General features: G+C 55.3%; 15 protein-coding genes. 12 read left to right on the forward strand and 3 right to left on the reverse strand.

Features of this window, described 5'->3' with window-relative positions; all coding sequences use genetic code 11:
• The first annotated feature begins 75 nt into the window (after positions 1-75).
• On the forward strand, positions 76-2181 hold the full coding sequence (locus M3668_RS05250; protein ID WP_251379771.1) for a PhoX family protein: 2106 nt from the start codon (positions 76-78) through the stop codon (positions 2179-2181).
• 147 nt (positions 2182-2328) lie between these two features.
• Here M3668_RS05250 and M3668_RS05255 read toward each other — a convergent pair whose 3' ends face one another.
• A complete protein-coding gene (locus tag M3668_RS05255; RefSeq protein ID WP_251379772.1) occupies positions 2329-4425 on the reverse strand; it encodes an AMP-dependent synthetase/ligase in 2097 nt (698 codons plus the stop codon).
• Positions 4426-4652: 227 nt separating this feature from the next.
• On the opposite strand from M3668_RS05255, the gene M3668_RS05260 reads away from it, so the two are divergent.
• Together M3668_RS05260 and M3668_RS05265 are read left to right on the forward strand one after the other, a co-directional pair.
• Positions 4653-5393: a lysophospholipid acyltransferase family protein gene (locus M3668_RS05260; RefSeq protein WP_251379773.1), complete on the forward strand. Its 741-nt coding sequence runs from the start codon at positions 4653-4655 to the stop codon at positions 5391-5393.
• A 143-nt stretch (positions 5394-5536) separates the two neighbouring features.
• On the forward strand, positions 5537-6898 hold the full coding sequence (locus M3668_RS05265) for a class II 3-deoxy-7-phosphoheptulonate synthase (RefSeq protein ID WP_251379774.1): 1362 nt from the start codon (positions 5537-5539) through the stop codon (positions 6896-6898).
• Positions 6899-6908: 10 nt separating this feature from the next.
• Here M3668_RS05265 and M3668_RS05270 read toward each other — a convergent pair whose 3' ends face one another.
• On the reverse strand, positions 6909-8453 hold the full coding sequence (locus tag M3668_RS05270) for a serine/threonine protein kinase (RefSeq protein ID WP_251379775.1): 1545 nt from the start codon (positions 8451-8453) through the stop codon (positions 6909-6911).
• 122 nt (positions 8454-8575) lie between these two features.
• On the opposite strand from M3668_RS05270, the gene M3668_RS05275 reads away from it, so the two are divergent.
• Positions 8576-8917, forward strand: a complete 342-nt coding sequence (locus M3668_RS05275) for an Rv2175c family DNA-binding protein (RefSeq protein ID WP_251380153.1) — start codon at positions 8576-8578, stop codon at positions 8915-8917.
• Positions 8918-8975: 58 nt separating this feature from the next.
• On the opposite strand, the gene M3668_RS05280 is transcribed toward M3668_RS05275, so the two are convergent.
• Positions 8976-10088, reverse strand: a complete 1113-nt coding sequence (locus M3668_RS05280) for a polyprenyl synthetase family protein (protein ID WP_251379776.1) — start codon at positions 10086-10088, stop codon at positions 8976-8978.
• Positions 10089-10258: 170 nt separating this feature from the next.
• On the opposite strand from M3668_RS05280, the gene dinB reads away from it, so the two are divergent.
• The 8 genes from dinB to M3668_RS05320 all read left to right on the forward strand — a co-directional run bounded on the left by dinB (position 10259) and on the right by M3668_RS05320 (position 19743).
• Positions 10259-11512, forward strand: coding sequence for a DNA polymerase IV (gene dinB / locus M3668_RS05285; RefSeq protein ID WP_251379777.1), 1254 nt, complete (start codon positions 10259-10261; stop codon positions 11510-11512).
• A 147-nt stretch (positions 11513-11659) separates the two neighbouring features.
• Complete coding sequence (locus M3668_RS05290; protein WP_251379778.1) at positions 11660-12055, forward strand: DUF3040 domain-containing protein; 396 nt, start codon at positions 11660-11662, stop codon at positions 12053-12055.
• A 250-nt stretch (positions 12056-12305) separates the two neighbouring features.
• On the forward strand, positions 12306-12740 hold the full coding sequence (gene mraZ, locus M3668_RS05295) for a division/cell wall cluster transcriptional repressor MraZ (protein WP_251379779.1): 435 nt from the start codon (positions 12306-12308) through the stop codon (positions 12738-12740).
• Between the two features lie 41 nt (positions 12741-12781).
• Positions 12782-13777 carry a 16S rRNA (cytosine(1402)-N(4))-methyltransferase RsmH gene (gene rsmH, locus M3668_RS05300; RefSeq protein WP_345447245.1) on the forward strand — a complete coding sequence of 332 codons (996 nt, stop codon included), beginning with the start codon at positions 12782-12784 and terminating at the stop codon, positions 13775-13777.
• On the forward strand, positions 13774-14439 hold the full coding sequence (gene ftsL / locus M3668_RS05305) for a cell division protein FtsL (protein ID WP_251379780.1): 666 nt from the start codon (positions 13774-13776) through the stop codon (positions 14437-14439). Before rsmH ends, ftsL begins: the two co-directional genes overlap by 4 nt.
• An 86-nt stretch (positions 14440-14525) precedes the next feature.
• Positions 14526-16376, forward strand: coding sequence for a peptidoglycan D,D-transpeptidase FtsI family protein (locus M3668_RS05310; RefSeq protein WP_251379781.1), 1851 nt, complete (start codon positions 14526-14528; stop codon positions 16374-16376).
• A 75-nt stretch (positions 16377-16451) separates the two neighbouring features.
• Positions 16452-18137, forward strand: a complete 1686-nt coding sequence (locus M3668_RS05315; RefSeq protein WP_251379782.1) for a Mur ligase family protein — start codon at positions 16452-16454, stop codon at positions 18135-18137.
• 16 nt (positions 18138-18153) lie between these two features.
• Positions 18154-19743 (forward strand): UDP-N-acetylmuramoyl-tripeptide--D-alanyl-D-alanine ligase, encoded by a 1590-nt coding sequence (locus M3668_RS05320; protein ID WP_251379783.1) that lies wholly within the window; start codon positions 18154-18156, stop codon positions 19741-19743.
• The last annotated feature ends 18 nt before the right edge of the window (positions 19744-19761 follow it).

A 19761-nucleotide genomic window follows, 5' to 3' on the forward strand; every position in this document is an offset into this window, starting at 1 on the left:
TCACCTTGCTTTGACATAGTCAGTGAGACTGTTACCACCAGCCACATCCCACACACTGTTTGAAGGAAGAACGTTTTGTCTGAAAAAACTTTGCTGCCCAACCCCACCCGCCGTTTCTTACCCATGTGGAATCATGTCAAGGGCAAACGTTCAGCTGTTACCTGTGCCCTCAAATGCAACAATGCCTGCCTTGAGCCGGATGCCAACTGCTCAAGTAACAGCTACTTCAAAGACATTCTTGAGAGCACCATCTCGCGCCGAGCCGCCCTAGGCGTCACCGCTGGAGCCGCTATCGTCATCGGCACGGAGGGTCTATCTCCCCAGTCTGCTGAAGCCGCTTCGCAGAACCCCAACTCCTGGGGGCGCGGTACCTCCGGTGCCCATTTCAACTTCAAGCCCATCGCCCCCGTCTCCTCAGACGTCGATGAGTTCACCGTGCCCAAGGGTTTCAAGTGGGAACCCGTTATTCGCTGGGGTGACCCACTTTTCTCTCACGCACCCGCTTTTGACCCCTACCACCAAACCGAAGAGGCCCAAGCCTTACAGTTTGGCTACAACAACGACTATCTGGCCATTATCCCTGATGCTCACAACCCCCTTCATGGTGTTCTGGTCTGCAACCACGAGTACATCAACGAACAAGCTATGTACCCGGCTGATCTTTTCTCGGTTGATCCTTACGCCATCGCCCGCATTTCCATGATGGCGCAGGGTCTGTCTGTGGTTGAATTGACCCGCAAGAAGGTAGGCTCACCCTGGACCTACGTGGTGGACGGCGCTCGCAACCGCCGCATCACCACCGACACCCCCTTCACCCTGGTTGGTCCCGCTGCCGGTTCTGACCTGCTCAAAACGGTGGATGACCCCACCGGTACCGTTGTCTTGGGCACCAACAATAACTGCTCCGGCGGCTACACCCCCTGGGGTACCGTACTGTCAGGTGAAGAGAATTTCGATAGCTACTTCGTGGGCCAGAACACCGAGCGTTTCAAGCGCTACACCATCAAGAACCAGCGCTCATCTCACGGTTGGGAAGAGGTTGACCCCCGCTTCAATACCAACAATCCCGGTTACGAAAATGAAGCTCACCGCTTTGGTTACATCGTTGAGCTAGACCCGCAGGATCCCACGGCGGCTCCCCGCAAGCACACTGCCCTGGGCCGCTTCAAGCACGAGGGCGCCAACATCCACGTTGACCCCGTCACCGGCCGCGTCGCCGCCTACATGGGTGATGACGCTCGGTTTGAGTATATCTACAAGTTCGTCTCCCGCGACCGCTACATCGAGGGCAATAAGGCGCACAACATGACCCTGCTAGAAAACGGTTCACTCTATGTGGCTGTTTTCACCGGTAATTCAGAAGCAGAGATTGACGGTAACGGCACGGTTCCCGCTGATGGTAACTATGACGGGGCAGGGCGCTGGGTGCAGCTTACCGACGGTAACCGCTCACTGGTGCCCGGCATGAGTATCGAAGAGGTTCTGGTCTTCACCCGCCAGGCAGCTGACCTCATGGGCGCCACCAAGATGGACCGCCCCGAGGACGTGGAGCCTTCTCCCATCACCGGTAAAATCTATGCAGCTCTCACTAACAACAACCAGCGCGGGGTATCTGGCTCGGCAGCAGCTGACGAAGCTAACCCCCGCAACAATAACCGTTCAGGCCACGTCATTGAAATGATTGAAGACGGCAACGATGTGGAAGCCACCAGCTTCACCTGGAACCTCTTGCTCCTCTGCGGTGACCCCCAGGGCGATGAGCCGGTCTACTTCTCGGGCTTTGACCCCGCTAAGGTTTCTCCGATTTCCTGCCCCGATAACGTTGCCTTTGATTCCAAGGGCAACCTCTGGATTTCAACCGATGGGGCACCTGACAAAATCCAGAAGAACGACGGCCTTTTCCGCGTCGGTCTGGACGGCACCAACCGCGGTAACGTGGAGCAGTTTCTATCAGTGCCAATTGAGGCTGAAACCTGCGGTCCTGTTATCGCTGACCACGAAAATATGGTCTACGTGGCGGTTCAGCACCCCGGTGAGGACGGCAGCTTTGATCAGCCGCACTCCTACTTCCCGGACTACGTGCCCAGCGGCAACCGAGGCAAGAAGAGCACCGTGGCTCGTCACCACGGCACGGTAGCTTTGCCCCGACCCTCCATTGTTCAGGTCTACAAGCACGGCTAAGTCGACGAGTTCCACATAGCGAAGAACTCTCTCTAGCTCAGCAGTAGCTAGGCAGCCCTGAAACCTTCCTGGAGCCACCGATGGGCCCCACTCACGAGAGTGGGGCCCATCGGTAGTTTGGGTCAGTTAAGGTTGCTCTAAAGGACGCTACTGGGAGGTTTCCCCGTCGCTCCCCGGCTTTAGTTCGTTATCTGGAGCCTCCGCTGGGTTCTGGGGATCCAGAGCATTTTCATCGGTCTTCGGGCCACGGGCTTGCTGCAGTTTATCGGCCAGCTCGTGTAGCTTCTGCCCCTGGGACTCGGTGAACTCCTGGATCTTCTGCCCCTGGTCTGCCTTGAACTCATCCCATTTCTCGCTCTGCTCAGCACGCAACTCCTGCATGCGTTCAGCGGTCTGTGAGGCGGTTTCGGTGACAGTGCTCTTGGTGCGGTTATAGATGTCCTCCACATAGGAGCTGAAATCAGCCAAAATCTGCTTGCGGCGTACCTTCATGGAAGGTGTCAGATGACCTTCTGCTTCGGTGAAGTCCTTGTCGATAATGCGGAATTCACGGATCGATTCAGCCTTAGAAACCAAAGCGTTGGCTTCATCAATGAACTTTTGGATGGACTCGCGAACGCGGGGGTGGATGGATGCTTCTTTTGGGGTCAGCGTTCGCGGCAGACCAATACGTTCTAGCTCATCGGGCAGCACATCAGGGTCAAGAGTGATAAGAGCCGCGATGAAGGGTTTTTCGTCGCCGACCAGCATGGCCTGTGATACGAAAGGTGCCAGCCTTAGCCTGTCCTCGGCTGGGACCGGCATGACGTTCTTGCCACCGGCAGTCACAATAATTTCCTTCTTACGCCCGGTGATGGTGATCTTACCGTCCTGTGAAATTTGAGCAAGATCGCCGGTGCGGAACCAGCCGTCCTCGGTAAAGGCGAGGGCGTTTTCCTCAGGGTTATCCAGGTAGCCAGAAATCAGGCCGACGCCTTTGAATTCCAGTTCTCCATCATCTGCCAGGCGTGCCGAACCACCGGGAATGAGGGTACCCACGTTACCCACCTCGAAATCTCGGATTCGTCCTACAGCCAAAGGGGCGGTGGTCTCGGTGAGACCGTAGCCCTCCACTACTTCAATGCCAACAGCATGGTAAAAATGGCCGTAGTGAGGTGCTAGCCGGCTGCCGCCTGATACGGCAAACCTAACTTTTCCTCCCATGGCAGCGCGCAGTTTGGAGTAAACCAGCTTGTCGTAGAAGCGGTGTTGTAGCGCCAGCTTTTTAGTCATTTCACCGGCAATTTTTGCCTGGGACCACTTAACGGCTACATCAACTGAACGGTGGAAGAGCTTAGCGTTGACCGTTCCGCCCTTCTCAGCCTTCTTGACCGCGCCCTCATAGACCTTCTCAAAAACACGCGGGACCACCAGCAACATGGTGGGCTGGAAGGACGCCAAATCAGTGGAAAGGTTCTTAATATCAGGCGCATGGCCTACCACCATGCCCGCATCAAAAGCGAGCACCTGGATAATACGGCCCAGTACGTGTGCTAGCGGCAGGAAGAGGAGAGTCGAATTGGTCTCGTTAGCGATTTCAGGAATGGTGGCTTTGCAATTGGCACTCAGCCGAACAAAGTTACCGTGGGTGATAGGGCAGGCTTTGGGGCGCCCCGTCGTGCCTGAGGTGTAGACAATTGTGGCAATGTCTTCACAGCTAGCGATGGAACGGCATTGCTCAATTTCATCATCGCTAATCGAAGCTCCCTGACGTACCAGATCAGCAATGGCTTGACGGTCGATGACCCACACATGGCTCAGCGCTGAGAGCTCAAGCTCTTGATCGGTGAGGTTCCTGGCCTGGTCAATAACCCCTGCAAGTTTATCGCTTTCGACAAACACTGCCTTTGCCTTCGAGTGCGACAGCGCCCATGCGGCCTGTGCCGGTGAAGACGTTTCATAGACGGGAACCACCACAGCGCCGGCATACCAGCAGGCGAAGTCAATCAGCGTCCACTCATAGCGGGTACGGCTCATAATGCCCACGACATCCCCTGCACCGATGCCTGCAGCAACTAGGCCCTTGGCAAGCTCAAGGACCTGTGCCCTGAACTGCTGGGCAGTGACATTCACCCAGTTACCCGTAGACTTCTGTACGCGGTAGACCACGGGGTTGCGGGTGTCTTGGGCACGCCGCTCAACCATATCGGTGAGGTTAACCGAAGGGTCAATCACAACAGCTGGAGGTGAGTGAATTTCTTTCACAATGGAGCCCTGCCTTAAAAGATAGCACCCGCAACTGCGGGCTGAGGTTGTGCCCGAGCGTTGCCCGGGGTGTGAGTAGGATGATACTTCAATAAATTTTACCTTTACCAGCAAGGAGCTGATGAACTCATTACGCGTGCCGACAGCTGAAAATAGCTGGCTCTCAATAGATGAGTAACAGTCTTAGAATAGACAGCAAATACAACTGACCCCTTCGAGGAAACTCCATGTACAACCAGCTACATACCGTGCTCAAACCCCTGCTGACCAAGCTCTACCATCACGAGGTAGTGGGAGCTCATAACATCCCTGCTGATTCCGGGGCCATTCTAGCCAGTAATCACGTCTCCTTCATCGACTCCATTTTCCTTCCGCTGGCTGCACCTCGTCAGGTTTTCTTTCTCGCTAAAAACGACTACTTCACCACCCCCGGCCTCAAAGGTCGTATGATGAAGTGGTTCTTTACGGAAGTGGGTCAGCTACCCATGGACCGAACCGGAGGAGCGGCGTCCACCGCGTCCTTGCAGCGCGCTATCGATGCGCTGAAGGAGGGCAAACTGGTGGGAATCTACCCCGAAGGCACTCGAAGCCCTGATGCCCGTCTCTACCGCGCCAAGGTGGGTGTTGCGCGGCTTGCCATCGCAGCAGGCGTACCCATTGTTCCCGTTGCCCAGTTCGGTAACGAAGAGGTGCAGGCGCCAGGTTCCAATAAATTGCGCCTCAAAAACACTAAAGGTCAGCCCATTCGTATCAAGACCATCATCGGTGAACCCATCGATACCTCTACATACTTAGGCAAGGAAGACGACTGGGCGGCCGCTAGGGAGCTGGCAGACATTGTCATGCAGCGTATCAGCGAAATGACCGGGCGAGCCATCGTGCCGGTGTATGCAGGTGATGTTAAGAAACTGATGGAAAGCCAGGGACTGACGGCCCTTCAAGCGTCAGATCAGCTAGTGAGCCGGTAACAGCCCGGGGAATAGTCCTCTTAGGATGAACGCAACATGTCCTACATAACGGACGATTCTTGGTTCGCACCTCAGACCGCCTAAACTTAGAGACACCCTTATATCCGCGGGCAGACGCCCTCTCAGCTGACAAGGAGCGCACCGTGACCCTACCCGGCGCTGTACCCACCACCAACGACTTCCCAGAGCTCGAAGAGTGGCGCTCACTCACTATTCATCAGCACCCGCAGTGGGCTGAGCACAAAGACTTTACTTCCGTAATAAATGAACTCAGTGCTGTTCCACCGCTCGTCTTCGCTGGTGAAGTGGATCAGATGCGCTCTGACCTAGCTCGTGTGGCTAACGGTGAAGCCTTCTTGTTGCAGGGTGGTGACTGCGCTGAAACTTTCGCTGGTGCCACTGCAGATAAGATTTCTGGGCGCGTCAAAACTCTGCTGCAGATGGCTGTAGTTCTTACCTACGGTGCTTCTATGCCGGTCGTCAAGATGGGGCGTATGGCTGGCCAGTTCTCCAAGCCACGTTCATCCAACGATGAGACGCGTGAGGGCATCACCCTGCCGTCTTTCCGCGGCGAAATGGTGAACGGGTTTGACTTCGATGAGAACTCGCGCATCCATGACCCCAACCGTATGCTCACTGGCTACCACACCAGCGCCTCAACCCTGAATCTGATTAGGGCTTTCACCAAGGGTGGCTTTGCCGATTTGCGTTCGGTGAACTCCTGGAACAAAGGCTTTACAGCTAACCCGGCTCACGCTCGCTACGAATCGTTGGCTGCTGAAATCGACCGTGCCATCAAATTCATGGAAGCCTGCGGCGCTGACTTTGCACCCTTCAAAGACACCGATGTGTACACCGGGCACGAGGCCCTGCTTCTTGACTTTGAGCGTGCACTGACCCGCATTGACTCCCGCACCTACCAGCCCTACGACACCTCCGCCCACTTCTTGTGGATCGGTGAACGCACCCGCGGCCTGGAGGATGCCCACGTCAACTTCCTCTCCAAGGTGCGCAACCCCATCGGTGTGAAGCTTGGCCCCACCACCACCGCTGATGACGCCTTGGCGCTGATTGACAAGCTTGACCCCAACCGCGAACCCGGCCGTCTGACCTTCATCACCCGCATGGGTGCGGATAAGATTCGCGAGAACCTGCCCGCTATCGTTGAGGGAGTTCAGCGCGAAGGGGCCAAGGTGGTGTGGGTAGCCGATCCCATGCACGGCAACACCATCTCTGTTCCTTCAGGCTTCAAAACCCGCCGCTACGACGACGTCATCGACGAGATCCGCGGCTTCTTTGAGGTGCACGAGGCACTGGGAACCTTCCCCGGCGGCATCCACGTCGAAATGACCGGTGATGACGTTGCAGAGTGCTTGGGCGGCTCTGATCCCATCGAGGAATCTTCCTTCGCTGACCGCTACGAAACTCTCTGTGACCCGCGCCTGAACCACCAGCAGTCCCTGGAAATTGCGTTCCAGGTCGCAGAGTACCTGGCTAAACGCTAGTATCCAAGTGCTAGTAAAGAAGACCTGCTAGCCACCAGCCGGCAAAACCAGCCACTGTAAACCCCACCAGCCCGGTGACCATGATGATAATGAGTGCAATCGGGCTGAGTGGGGTTCTCCATGGGGTCTGCGCACGGCGCCGTTCAGCTTCATTGATGATCGGCGGCTGCACCCGCGAAGCGTCCGAGTGCTGGTGCTGAGGTTGCGGTGCAGGGTGTCTGCGCGGGTTATAGCTACCACTGATAGGGCTAAAACCCTCTCGCTGCTGCTGAGCCCTCTCTTCTGCCTCCTTCTCTGCTCGCGCTCGTGCAGCAGAAAAAGTCGTCGTGGCATCAGGGTCTTGAGCAACGTCCCAGAAGAGAGTCTCATCAGGGGAGTGAGAGGCGTCATCATACTCAGTTGCCTCACCGGCAGCTTGGCTTTGAGTCAGTGGCCCCACGCCGGAGATCCGGGTGGGCTTATAGACCTGGCTTTCTTCCTGAGCAGCAGCTATTACCCCCTGTTCATGTTCTGAAAGATGGCCCTCGATATCGTCATGGAGCAAATCATCGGCGTTACCAAACCCTGTAATAGGGGTTGACCTGTAGGCCTTGGTCATTCCCGATTTCTCGGCAATATCGGTGACGTCCTGCCACAGCTCGGTGATGGGAGGTTCTACCAGCTCGGCGCGGTAGCTTCTCTCGGCTGCACCCATGCGGGCGGAAATATCGCGCAGCGCGCGGAAGAGCTCCGCGGCGTCCTGAGGGCGGTCTTTAACAGCTCTGCGGGTGCACCAGCTCACCACCCCCGTAATATCTGAACTAATACCCGGCGCTATCACCGAGACTGAAGGGATCTCAGAATTAATGTTGTGATAGAGAACCTGCTGATCGTTGCCCAGACCGGGGAAGGGGAGTCTGCCGGTCAGCATACGGTACATCATGACTCCCACCGCGAAAATATCGGCAGGAGCACCCACAGCAGCCACCGGGTCCATAATCTCGGGAGCAACATAGGCTGGGGTACCCATGAGCTCACCGGTCCACTGCTGGTCGGTGCGCCGTGTCAGCCCAAAGTCAGATAACTTGATGCCCCTGTTGCTATCTTCAAGAAGTACGTTGGCAGGTTTGATATCACGGTGGATCAGGCGGTGTGCGTGAACTTCTGACAGCCCTTCAACGGTAGGCATCATAATCTCAAGCATCTCACCTACGCTCAGCACAGGGCGCAGGGTGAGTAGTTGGGCGAGGGTGCAGCCGTGCACATACTCTAAGACCAGGAACATGATCTCTTGACCGTGGACCTGCTGGGTGCCGTCCTGAACCACCCCCACCACGTGCTCATGGTGAATCTTGCCGAGGGCATTACCCTCTCTAAAGAATTTTTGCCGCTGTGCAGTGTCGGAGGATAGGTGTGGCAGCAGTACCTTAACGGCTACCGGGTTGTTGGACCATAAATCTACCGCATGGTAAACCTCAGCCATCCCGCCGCGGGCAATGAGCTGGCCGACTTCATATCGACCGGCAAAGACGGTGCCGGTCAACCAGGGGGCACTGTTAGAGTTCTCAGATATCACCCACTCATTTTACGGGTGAATTCTGGGTACTGGCGGGGAATCTGGATCAGAGCTGTCTCGCTTTGTGCGCAGCTTTGGTGCAAAATGGAGGGGTGAGTGAAGAAAAGACAACACCTGAAGTAATGGCTCTCGTGGGGGACTGGCTAACCATCCCCGATATCGCCGAGATGCTCGATCTTAAAGTGACCCGAGTGCACACCCTGATTTCTGAGCGCAGCCTCCTCGCTGTGCGCGACCCGGAAACCAGCGTACGTAAGGTTCCTGCCCTGTTCATGCGAGAGAACAGCATGCTTGAGTCCCTCAAGGGCACCCTGACTGTCCTTGATGATTCTGGCTTCACCGATGAAGAAGCCATCGTCTGGCTTTACACCGAGGACGATTCGTTGCCCGGTCGCCCCATCGACGCTCTGATTAATGGACGCAAAACCGAAATTAGACGCCGCGCATCAGCCCTCGCCTGGTAAATAGATCACATCCCGCTTGCACGAACGTGCAAGCGGGATTCTTAATGGCTGGGCTACCTTAGGCTGAGCGCTTCAGCGCTTTAGCAGCGATGGCCTCCAGGGCTGTTCGCACATGCTCACTGACCTGCAAGGTCGCCAGTGCCCCCAACGCCTGTTGGCTTTTTTCTTCAATCAGTTGTTCCACGGCGTCCAGAGCGCCAGAAACTCGGATAAGCTCCTGTAGCCGGGCTATATCTGTGAGCGTCAGCTGCTGATTGCCCAAAGAGGATTCTAAGAAATCGTGGTCAGCACTGTTGGCTAGCATGGCTGTGTAAGCGGTGAGAACCGTGCGCTTACCCTCTCGAAGATCATCGCCAGCGGGCTTACCCGTCACTTCAGGTTCCCCGAACACTCCCAACTCATCATCACGCATCTGGAATCCTTCACCCAGTGGCAAGGCGAAGGTTCGGTAATGGTCAATCAGGGGGGAGGGCTCTCCGTGGGCGGTACCTAAACCAAGGGCGCCGCCTAAGGCCAGGGGGTGCTCACAGGTGTACTTAGCAGCCTTATAGCGGATGACATTGAGAGCGCGCTCCAGCGCCACCTGCGGGCTCTCAACATGAACCACTTCACTCACAATATCCAGGTACTGCCCTGCCATAACTTCAGTGCGCATCAGGTTAAAAATATGGCGAGCCTCAGAATGAGCGCCGGCCTGGGGGATAGATGAGAAGGCCATCTCAGACCAAGAAAGACACATATCCCCGGTCAGAATAGCGCTTGAGACGCCGTAAGCTTCAGGTGATGTTTTGAAGCCCTGCTGCCGGTGCGTAGCCTCAAATTGCCGGTGGACGCTGGGAGCACCGCGGCGTGTATCGGAAGCATCAATGATGTCATCGTGAATAAGAGCAGCTGACTGGAAAAGCTCAATGGCCAGACCCGCCTTGATAATGATGGGGTCATCAGCTTGCCCACCGGCACCTCGGAAGCCCCAGTAAGCGAGGAGCGCTCGCAGTCTTTTGCCGCCGGTCGATAGCTTCTTAATGGCGTCAAGAATGGGCAGAGTCTCTGCCGAAACCTCAGCCATTAGCTCACCCTGTTCGTCAAAGAACAATTGCATTTCGGCTTCAAGAGCCTCAAGATAGGCGCGCTGTTCTTGCTCAATGGTGGATAGGGAGGTGTGGGTGGTCATTACAATCCCTTGCTTTGGAATACGGGGTTTGACACCCAGTTTATTAGATAGCGCACCAACCTCCTACCGCATAGCGGAAGGGCGCCAGTGAGAAGAAATGTAAGAGGTTTACAGGGGTGAAGGAGATGTGATTGAATAGAATATATATTCGAATGAAGTGAGGGGAGTTAGTGGCAGTACACCATCGTGGCGATACCACCGCACGCCCCCCTCACCCCATCATCATGCATCTTGATATGGATGCCTTTTTCGTCAACGTCGAGCTTCTGAGTAGACCGGAATTGCGGGGACAGAAAATCATTGTGGCTCACGATTCCCCGCGGTCGGTCGTGCTTTCGGCTTCCTATGAGGCAAGACGCTACGGGGTAGGCTCAGCCATGCCTCTAGCGCGAGCTAAACAGATGTGCCCCGGCGCCACCATTGTTGAGCCGTCAGCCCACTACAGGGACTACTCAGCCAGGGTCATGGATATTCTGCGGGACATCACAGACCGTGTGGAGCAGGTGAGTGTCGATGAAGCCTTTGTTGATTTGACCGGCGTCGTCCGCACGCAGGGGAGCCCTGCCTTCATTGCGCAAAAAGCCAGGGATCGAATAGCTGGGGAACTTAACTTACCCAGCTCAGTGGGTATTTCTTCCACTAAATTTATTGCCAAAATGGCGTCAACCGGTAGCAAGCCTAACGGTCTCTGGGTGGTTCCACCGTCCAGGGTGCAAGAGTTCTTAGATCCCCTCCCCGTGGGCAATCTATGGGGCGTGGGCAAGAAAAGTGAAGCAGCACTGGAGAGTCTTGGCATTCACACCGTACAGCAACTCAGGGAATACGAACTTCCCTGGTTGCAGTTAAAATTTGGCCAATCGGCAGGGGCACATCTGTACGCCATGGCACGTGGCGTGGACCCCCGCCCGGTGGTGACACACCGGGAAGAAAAATCCATGGGCGCTGAGCACACCTTCTCCGTCGATGTCACCGAGTCTGAACATATCTCTCAAGCGGTCTATCACCTATGCCTTAAGGTGGCTCGCAGACTGCGAACGGCTCACCGGCAAACCCGCACCCTCAGTTTGAAAATCAGGTTCTCTGATTTTGAAACCCTGGCACGAGCCTGCCCGCTCGACGCCCCAACGTCCTCCGGCAAAGCGATGTACGAGGCGGTGATGAAGCAGCTTCACCAACTAGATTTCCTTGATCCAGCAGGTGATGCCCCCAGGGCATTTAGGCTCTTAGGAGTCCGTGCCGAGAAATTAGAAGATAGCGGTGCGGGAGTGCAACTTGCGCTCCTTGAAACAAGCCTCACGCAGTCGGTGCCTGAAGCGAGTGCACACTGGCTTGAAGCTGAAGAAACTATGGATCGGATTCATGCTAAGTTTGGCTCTAGGGGGCTATTGCCTGCCCGCTTGTTGCACCCACCCCCAGAGCAATGACCGTCGGTTACGTAACTTAGCCTGTTTCCTAGTGTCTACTCAGGCTCACCCGCTAAAATAAAGTCACACTCAGCAAATCCGGTATTGACCTTATGCTTCTTGCATACTTGGTTTAACGGCTAGTTGCCCGCAAACAAGGAGACCCTCATGGCGCTTTCAGAACGTGAACAGGAACTGCTTTCTCAGCTTGAGAAGCAACTCAGCGATGACCCCGCTTTCACCTCATCAATTCCTGTTGAATCTGAGCCGCAGGTCTTTGGGGCTGGTCCGCAGGTTTCCTCGCCTCGGAACCTAGCCTTGGGTGCTCTCATTGCGGTAATCGGGCTAGGGGTCATCATTGCAGGTGTGGCGACCAAACTCATTATTGTTGGGGTACTAGGTTTTCTGATGGCCGCTGGTGGGGTTTATTTCGCAACGCTCAAACCAAAGACACCTGCTGCCGCTGGACAGAAAAGCCCTTCGTCACAGAAATCTCCTAAGAGCGGTTTTATGCAAAACCTTGAAAATAAATGGGATGAACGCCAGGAAGGGCCCCGTATCTAAAAAGGGGCGGGAAATAGCAGCTGACGCCTGTTCGTGAGCAATTTTTCTCAGCGGTGGCGATCTAACTTAGGTTAGATCGCCACCGTTCTTTTACGTCTTCCTTGTGAAAACTCTCAAAATGCTCACGAAATTGCCCTTTTAGGCATATGTGTGGAGTGGAGTGGAGTAAAGTGGAGGGAATAGAACAACATGAGTGTAGTTTCGTGTGGGCTGTAGTAACTGAACTCGGCAAGTAAAGGTGGTGGTGTATGTGTTTCTTGGGACGCACACGCCGCGCTTGGACGTTAAGGGCAGGGTCATTTTGCCGGCGAAATTCCGTGAACAACTTGAGCCGGGGGTCATTTTGACTCGTGGGCAAGAACGTTGCATCTATGTTTTTACCGTTGCTGAATTTGAGCGTATTCATGAGCAATTACGCAGCGCACCGCTGTCTTCTAAGCAGGCCAGGGATTATATTCGTGTCTTTCTTTCCGGAGCTTCTGATGAAGCGCTGGACAAGCAAGGCCGCGTTACAATCCCTCAGAATCTTAGAGAGTACGCGGGTTTGACTCGCGAGCTGACCGTTATCGGCGCAGGATCGCGAGCTGAAATTTGGGATTCAGCTGCCTGGGCAGCATACCTAGAAGCACAGGAACAGTCCTTCTCGGAAACAGATGATGACCTGCTACCTGGCATTTTGCTGTAGCAAAAAAACTATGAACCTAGAAACAGCTAAGGAGTGAGACAGTGACCGAGGCGCATTACCCTCAGACTGGCAAAGATGCCAAGGACAGGCACGTACCGGTCATGCTGGACCGATGCCTTGATTTGTTGGCGCCGGCTATTTCTCGCCCTCAGGCTGTGGTGATTGATGGAACCCTGGGTATGGGGGGCCACTCTGAAGCTATGTTAGATCGCTTCCCCGACCTGACCCTCATCGGTATTGACCGTGATTTGATGGCACATCAGCTGGCAGGCGAGCGCCTCCAGCGTTTTGGTGACCGTTTTATCCCGGTCCACGCTGTCTATGATGAGATCCCTCGGGCGATGGCAGAAGCCGGTGTGACCGAGGTAGACGGCGTTTTGTTTGACCTAGGGGTGTCCTCCATGCAATTGGACGAGCGTGAAAGAGGCTTCGCCTACTCTTACGATGCCCCCCTTGATATGCGTATGGACAGCACTGAAGAACTCACTGCGGCTGCTGTAGTTAACGAGTACGAAGAATTTGAGCTTCGCCGCATCATTCGCCAGTGGGGTGAAGAAAAATTCGCTTCTCGCATTGCGCAGAAAATTGTGGCCGCGCGAGTAACTAAGCCCTTTGAGACGACCGGTGAACTGGTCAAAGTGATACAGCAGGCTGTTCCTGTGGCTGCCCAGCGTAAGGGTGGGCACCCGGCTAAGCGCACCTTTCAGGCTCTGCGTATCGAGGTAAACCATGAGCTGGATGCCCTCGAACGGGCTATTCCCGAAGCTATTTTGGCCCTCAACCTGGGCGGGCGGTGTGTGGCTATGAGCTACCACAGCCTCGAAGATAAAATCGTTAAGAGAGCCTTTACCGCAAGAGCCACCTCAAGTGCTCCTAAGGGTTTCCCGGTAGAACTTGAAGAGCACAAGCCGGAGCTCAAAATTATTACTCGCGGTGCTGAACCACCTACAGAGAGCGAAATTGAAGAGAACTCGCGTGCAGCTTCTGCCAAGCTACGTGCAGTTGAGAAAATTAAAGTGACAAAGGCACCCCGATGAGCGCCGAACCCAGATTCCCCACCACAGCAGACGATGCTAGGGCTAGCAGACCACACCTGTCCGTCGTCCCTGATCAGCGACCTGAGCCAGGCAAAGAACAGCGCAGGCCGCTTTCGCGTGCTCTGGCTACCCGTAGCCAGTCCAACCGATGGAGGGTTTTTCTGGGCTTGGGAGCTATGCTCTTAGCTTTGCTGATTGTATTGGGGTTGAGCATCACCATGGCCTCTCGCCAGTATGACCTCGTTGAATTGCGTGCTACCGAGCAGGCTCTTTCACAGCAGAATGAAGCCTTAGCTCAAGAAATTGAGTTTCATCAGGCACCCCAGGACCTGGCCATTCGCGCAAGTCAGCTGGGCATGGTCACTTCACCTAGCAGAGCAACTATTAACCTTTCAACCGGTGAGATTTCCGGTGTTCCTATGGCTGCGCAGGAGCCTTCAGAGGCAACCGATAACCTTATTGCACCTCCGGCACTTGCTGACACGCAGGCTTACGAAGAAGCCAGTATTCGTGCTGAGGAAGAGCGTAAAAAGAAGGAAGCAGAAGCTAAGGAGGTAGAAGCTAAGGAGACTGAAGCTAAGGCTTCAGCGAGTGCCACGGCTAGCGCCTCTGCAGCTCCTACATCATCGGCTCAGCCAACACAGGCACCCGCCGACCGCTAAGAAGGTAAGGCACTTTTTTGCCTTAAGTCTGCTTGGAGCGTTCCGTTCCAGCGCTTCAACCACCGCACGAGCATGAAGGGGAACCTATGAGCGGTAAGAACAGCCAAGACCCCATCGGGTCTATCAAGCGTACCGTGGGTAGACGTGGGTTTCTCACCGGGACTGTGGCAACCGGAGGTCTTGCTCTTTTAGGAGTGAGGTTGGCTTATCTGCAGGGGCTTGATCCGAATGGCTTGGCTGATGAGGCTCGCGAGAAGCGCATGCGTGAGCTCACGGTCCCCGCTCTACGCGGTGAGATTCTTGATATCAACGGGCATGTTATGGCCCGCAGCGTACAGCGCTATAACATCACGGTTGACCAAAGTGCCGTCGGCCCTTTTCGTCGCTACCAAGAGGGTAGCGACGAAGCAGTGGAGATGAGCCCCACCGAGCTAGTGTACGAGCTTGCCGACATCCTTCAAATGAGCGATACCGACGTTAAGAACGCTCTCGATGGTGATCTTAAGTACCGGATTATCAAGCAAAACGTAACTCCGGCTGTCTACAACAAGGTCCAGGCTCTGGGCGCGCCCTTTATCTACGGTGAGATTCTCTCTGACCGTAAGTACCCCAATGGTGAGGTCGCGGGGTCGGTCGTTGGCCGATTCAGCATCATTGAAGAGCCGGTTGCCCCCGATAGCACAGAAACCCGCACCCGTAACAACTCGGTGGGTATCGAACGCACCATGCACGAGCACCTGGCGGGTAGCGATGGTAAGCGTATCTATGAGATTTCAGCCGACGGTGTTCGCATCCCTATCGGTGATGAGCAGATGACCCCAGCGGTAGACGGCAAGAACGTTCGACTGACGATTAATCAGGACATTCAGTATTTTGCCCAGCAGGTTGTCAAAGCGCGTGCCAAAGAGCTGAAGGCTGAGTGGGGAACAGCTATCGTCATGGACGTGCGCGATGGCTCCTTGCTGGCTCTAGCAGATTCCTCAACCATGGACCCAGGTGCCGAGCGTTTTGAGTTGGCTGATATGAATTCCCGCGCTCTGAGCCAGGTCTTTGAACCCGGTTCCACTGAGAAAATTCTGACCACCGCCGCGGTCTTCGAAGAGGGGCTAGCTGAGCCTGAAACGGTTTATGACGTGCCAGCTCAGCTAGAAATCGAAGGGCAGACCATCACTGACGCCTTTACCCACCCCGCCCAGAAGCGCACCGTTGCAGGTATCATCGCTAACTCGATGAATACCGGAACAGTCATGATGGGTAGCGAACTCAGCCGCGAGCAGCGGTACAACTGGCTCAAAAAATTTGGTATGGGTGAGTACACCGGCGTTGAACTAACCGGTGAGTCGCAGGGGCTCGTTGCTGACTGGCGAGAATGGGATATCCGCCAGCAGTACACGGTTCTCTTTGGTCAGGGCTTGGCACAAAGTGCGCTTCAAACCTCCCTTATTTTCCAGACGGTCGCTAACAAAGGGATCAAACTTAAGCCCCGAATTATTGATGCCATCATTGATACCGACGGCACCGAAGAAGTGCTTCCTGTAGCTGAAGGGCAGCGGGTAATTAGTGAAGAGACGGCGCGCAAGACCCTACAGGTCATGGAAGCTGTGGTCTATCAGGGCGGTGCTGAAGCAGCCCAGGTTGAAGGCTACAGGGTGGCAGGTAAGACCGGTACCGCTGAAAACGTAGGGGAAGGCTCTGCAGTCTATGACGGGTGGACCACATCCTTTGTTGGTGTTGCCCCCACCGAAAACCCTCGCTTCTTGGTGTCTGTTACCATGCATCGACCTAAAACTACGGCTTCTGCAGTTGGTCTTGCCGGCACAACGGCACAGTTCTCCCAAATCATGGAGAAAGTGCTGCATACCTATAAGGTGCCTCGATCGACCAGTGAACCTACTGAAACTCCCAAGTTTGCTGAGGGTCACGATGAAACCGGCTAAAGTAGACCGTGTTGAAGAACAGTTTTGAACGCCAGGCGGGCACTTCCGCTCTTACTGCTAACGGAGGGTGAACCAATGACCGAGAAGAAGAACCTCGTAGGTAATGCTCAAACCCTGCGCCCTGCGCAGGTCGCTGGTTGCACCCCTGCACAGGTGGTGCAGTGGTTGGCAGAGCAAGATCTCACCGCCCGTGAACTACAAGGCACTCGCGTCATAACCGGCCTCACTATGGACTCCCGAGAAGTTCAAGAGGGCGATCTCTACGTTGCACTGGGTGGGGCGAAAGCACACGGAGCTTCCTTTGTTGAAGCTGCCCTGAAGCTGGACGCCTCGGCGCTGCTGACGGATGCTGAAGGGCTAGAAATCGCGCAAGCCAGCACTGATATACCCGATAACTTCGGCATTATCATCTGTGAAGGCCTGCGCCGGGCAGTGGGGCCTCTGTCAGCGCGCATCTATAATTCTCAGCCTGATGACGGTAGCGCGCCCCGGCTCTTTGCCATGACAGGTACCAACGGTAAAACAACCTCCACCTACATGATTAATTCCATCATGAAGGCGCTGGACCACACGACCGGTCTGATCGGTACCATCGAGATTCTCGCCGGTGGGCAAGCTATTCCCTCAAAACTCACCACCCCCGAATCGCCCCACGTCCACTCCCTGATTGCACTCATGCGTGAGCAAAACATCACCGCAGCCGCGATGGAGGTTTCCTCGCATGCGCTGGATTACCGCAGGGTTGATGGGATCCGCTATGACATTTCAGGCTTTACCAATTTGACGCAGGATCACCTTGATCAGCACGGAACCATGCAGAGCTACTTTGAGTCTAAGGCAGAGCTCTTCACTCCTCAGCGCTCCCGCCGCGCCGTCATTACCGTTGACGATGAATGGGGCGAAAAAATGGCGCGGGGCGCCGCTGATGCGATGGGGGCAGAAAACGTTGTCCGCCTGACAACAGCTCACGGAGCCGGTCTGACTGCTCTGCCTGCTCATTGCGGGGCAGGGGACTGGGCACTGGTGGACGTCGCCCGGCATGGTATCGGGCATACCTTCACGGTGCAGCGCGGTGATGGCACTATGCTGACCACATCAACCCAGCTACCTGCTGACTTCAACGTCTCCAACGCTGCCCTGGCAGCAGTCATGGTTTATGAGAGTGCCAGTGATGGTGCAGAGCGCGAACTCATCAAAAAAGTTTTGGCTGACCCAGCAACACTCACTCCCGTAGTCCCCGGTCGCATGCAGCTAATTTCCACGGCGCCCACTGCTCTGGTCGATTTCGCCCATAATCCCGACGCTCTCAAGCGGGCTTTGGAGGCCATTGAACCTGCTAGCTCTGAGGGCAAAATTATTATCGTCTTTGGAGCCACCGGTGAAAGGGATCAGACCAAGCGCCCCATCATGGGTGAGATTGCAGCCAGCTACGCAGATATTGTGGTGGTTACCGATGATGACCCACACGGTGAGGCGGCAGCCCCCATCCGCGAAGCTATAGTGGCCGGCGCCCTAGCAGCAGTTGAAGGCGGGGCTAGGGCTCGCCAGGTTCTTAACCTTGAGCCTCGCTCTCATGCAATTGCCGAAGCAATCAACCTGGCAGGCCCTGCCGATTCCATTCTGATTGCAGGGCGAGGGCACGAAGTGGCCCAGGATGTAGCAGGCACCGATATTGAACTTGATGACAGGGTTGAGACTGCAAAAGCACTAGAAGAAGCCGGTTTTGTCGTGCTTGAAGCCTACTCAACCGAGCGAAAGTAAAGCTAAAGGTAAACCTATGATTGAACTTTCAGCCCAAGAGATTTCTGAGGCAGTTGCAGGTACCCTACTCGGTGCTGCTACTGTAGCTGCGGACACCATTACCTGCACCTCGGCCACGACCGACTCGCGAGAGGCGAGCGCCAAGACTCTCTTCATGGCCAAGCCCGGTGAAGTAACCGACGGGCACCACTACCTGCATCAAGCTTTCACCGCTGGAGCTACGCTGGCTCTAGTTGAACGTGAAGTGACCGCTGACAGCGGGGAGCTTTACCCCTCGGTCTTAGTAGACGACGTAGTCTTAGCCATGGGACGCCTCGCTGCTTACATCGTGAAGCGGCTGCGCGCTCGCGGAGAAATCACCGTGGTGGGTATTACCGGTTCAGCCGGTAAAACCACAACCAAAGATCTACTAGCCAGCATTTTTGGCGCCAAAGGTAAGACCGTCGCTCCCGTGGGGTCCTTCAACGGAGAAGTGGGCGTGCCCCTAACCGTCTTCAGGGCTGAGGAAGATACCCGTTACCTAGTCATCGAGATGGGGGCCGATCATGTGGGGAACATCAAATACCTCACCGATATGATCCAACCTGACTACGGCGTAGTGCTTAAAGTGGGCACAGCCCACGCTGGGGAGTTTGGCGGCGTCGATAATATCGAAGCAACTAAGGGCGAAATGGCAGAAGGTGTCCTTTCTGGCCTAGGACTTAATATCGACGACTACCGCGTGCGCCGCATGATTAACCGCGCGTCCGTACCCGTGACCTACTTCGGTGTAGAGGGGCAGGAAGCCGAGGTGACTACCAGCGTCAACCCGGGTGTCGAAGAAAAACGCATTGTGGCTGAAAATCTCACTACCGATGATGCCGGCTGCCCGCTCTTTACCCTGGTCTTTCCCTACGGTGAACGTGCCGAGATTCAGTCAAAGCTGATCGGTGAGCACCATGTCTACAACCTCCTTGCTGCAGCAACCGTGGCCTATAACTGCGGCGTTTTACCCGAGGAGATTGCTAAGGCAATGAACAGTGCGCAAGCTACCTCCAAATGGCGCATGCAGCGTACTGACCGTTCAGACGGCGTTACCATCATCAACGATGCCTATAACGCAAACCCGGAGTCCATGACCGCTGCTCTGCAAACTCTAGCCCAACTAGGGCGACTGCCCTCGACCAACCGCACCTGGGCTGTTTTGGGTGCCATGCTAGAGCTGGGGGAGCGTTCCCTCTTTGAGCATGATCGTATTGGTCAGCTCGCGGTTCGTATGAATATCTCAAAGCTTATCGCTGTAGGTGATGTTGCTAAACCCATCTACAACACGGCCCACCTTGAAGGTTCATGGGGTAATGAGGCAACCTGGGTAGCTACCCCCGAAGAGGCTTTCTCACTGCTTCACGGTGAGGTTCAGCCTGGGGATATCGTCCTCTTCAAGTCATCCAACGGTGCTGGCTTAGGGGCGCTGGGCCAGCGTGTCGCTGACTTCGAAGGCGACCTAACCCTCACCGATGAGACAACCGCCGCATCTTGGTTGAGCGCAGGTGACTTTGTGGGCACGCTAGACTCATTCAATGGTGAAGAAACTGACTCATCACCTTCAACTTCTACACACTCATAACCGGGAAGAAACAGACTC

The organism is Rothia sp. P100, from assembly GCF_023712425.1.
GTDB classification, from domain to species: Bacteria; Actinomycetota; Actinomycetes; order Actinomycetales; family Micrococcaceae; genus Rothia; species Rothia endophytica.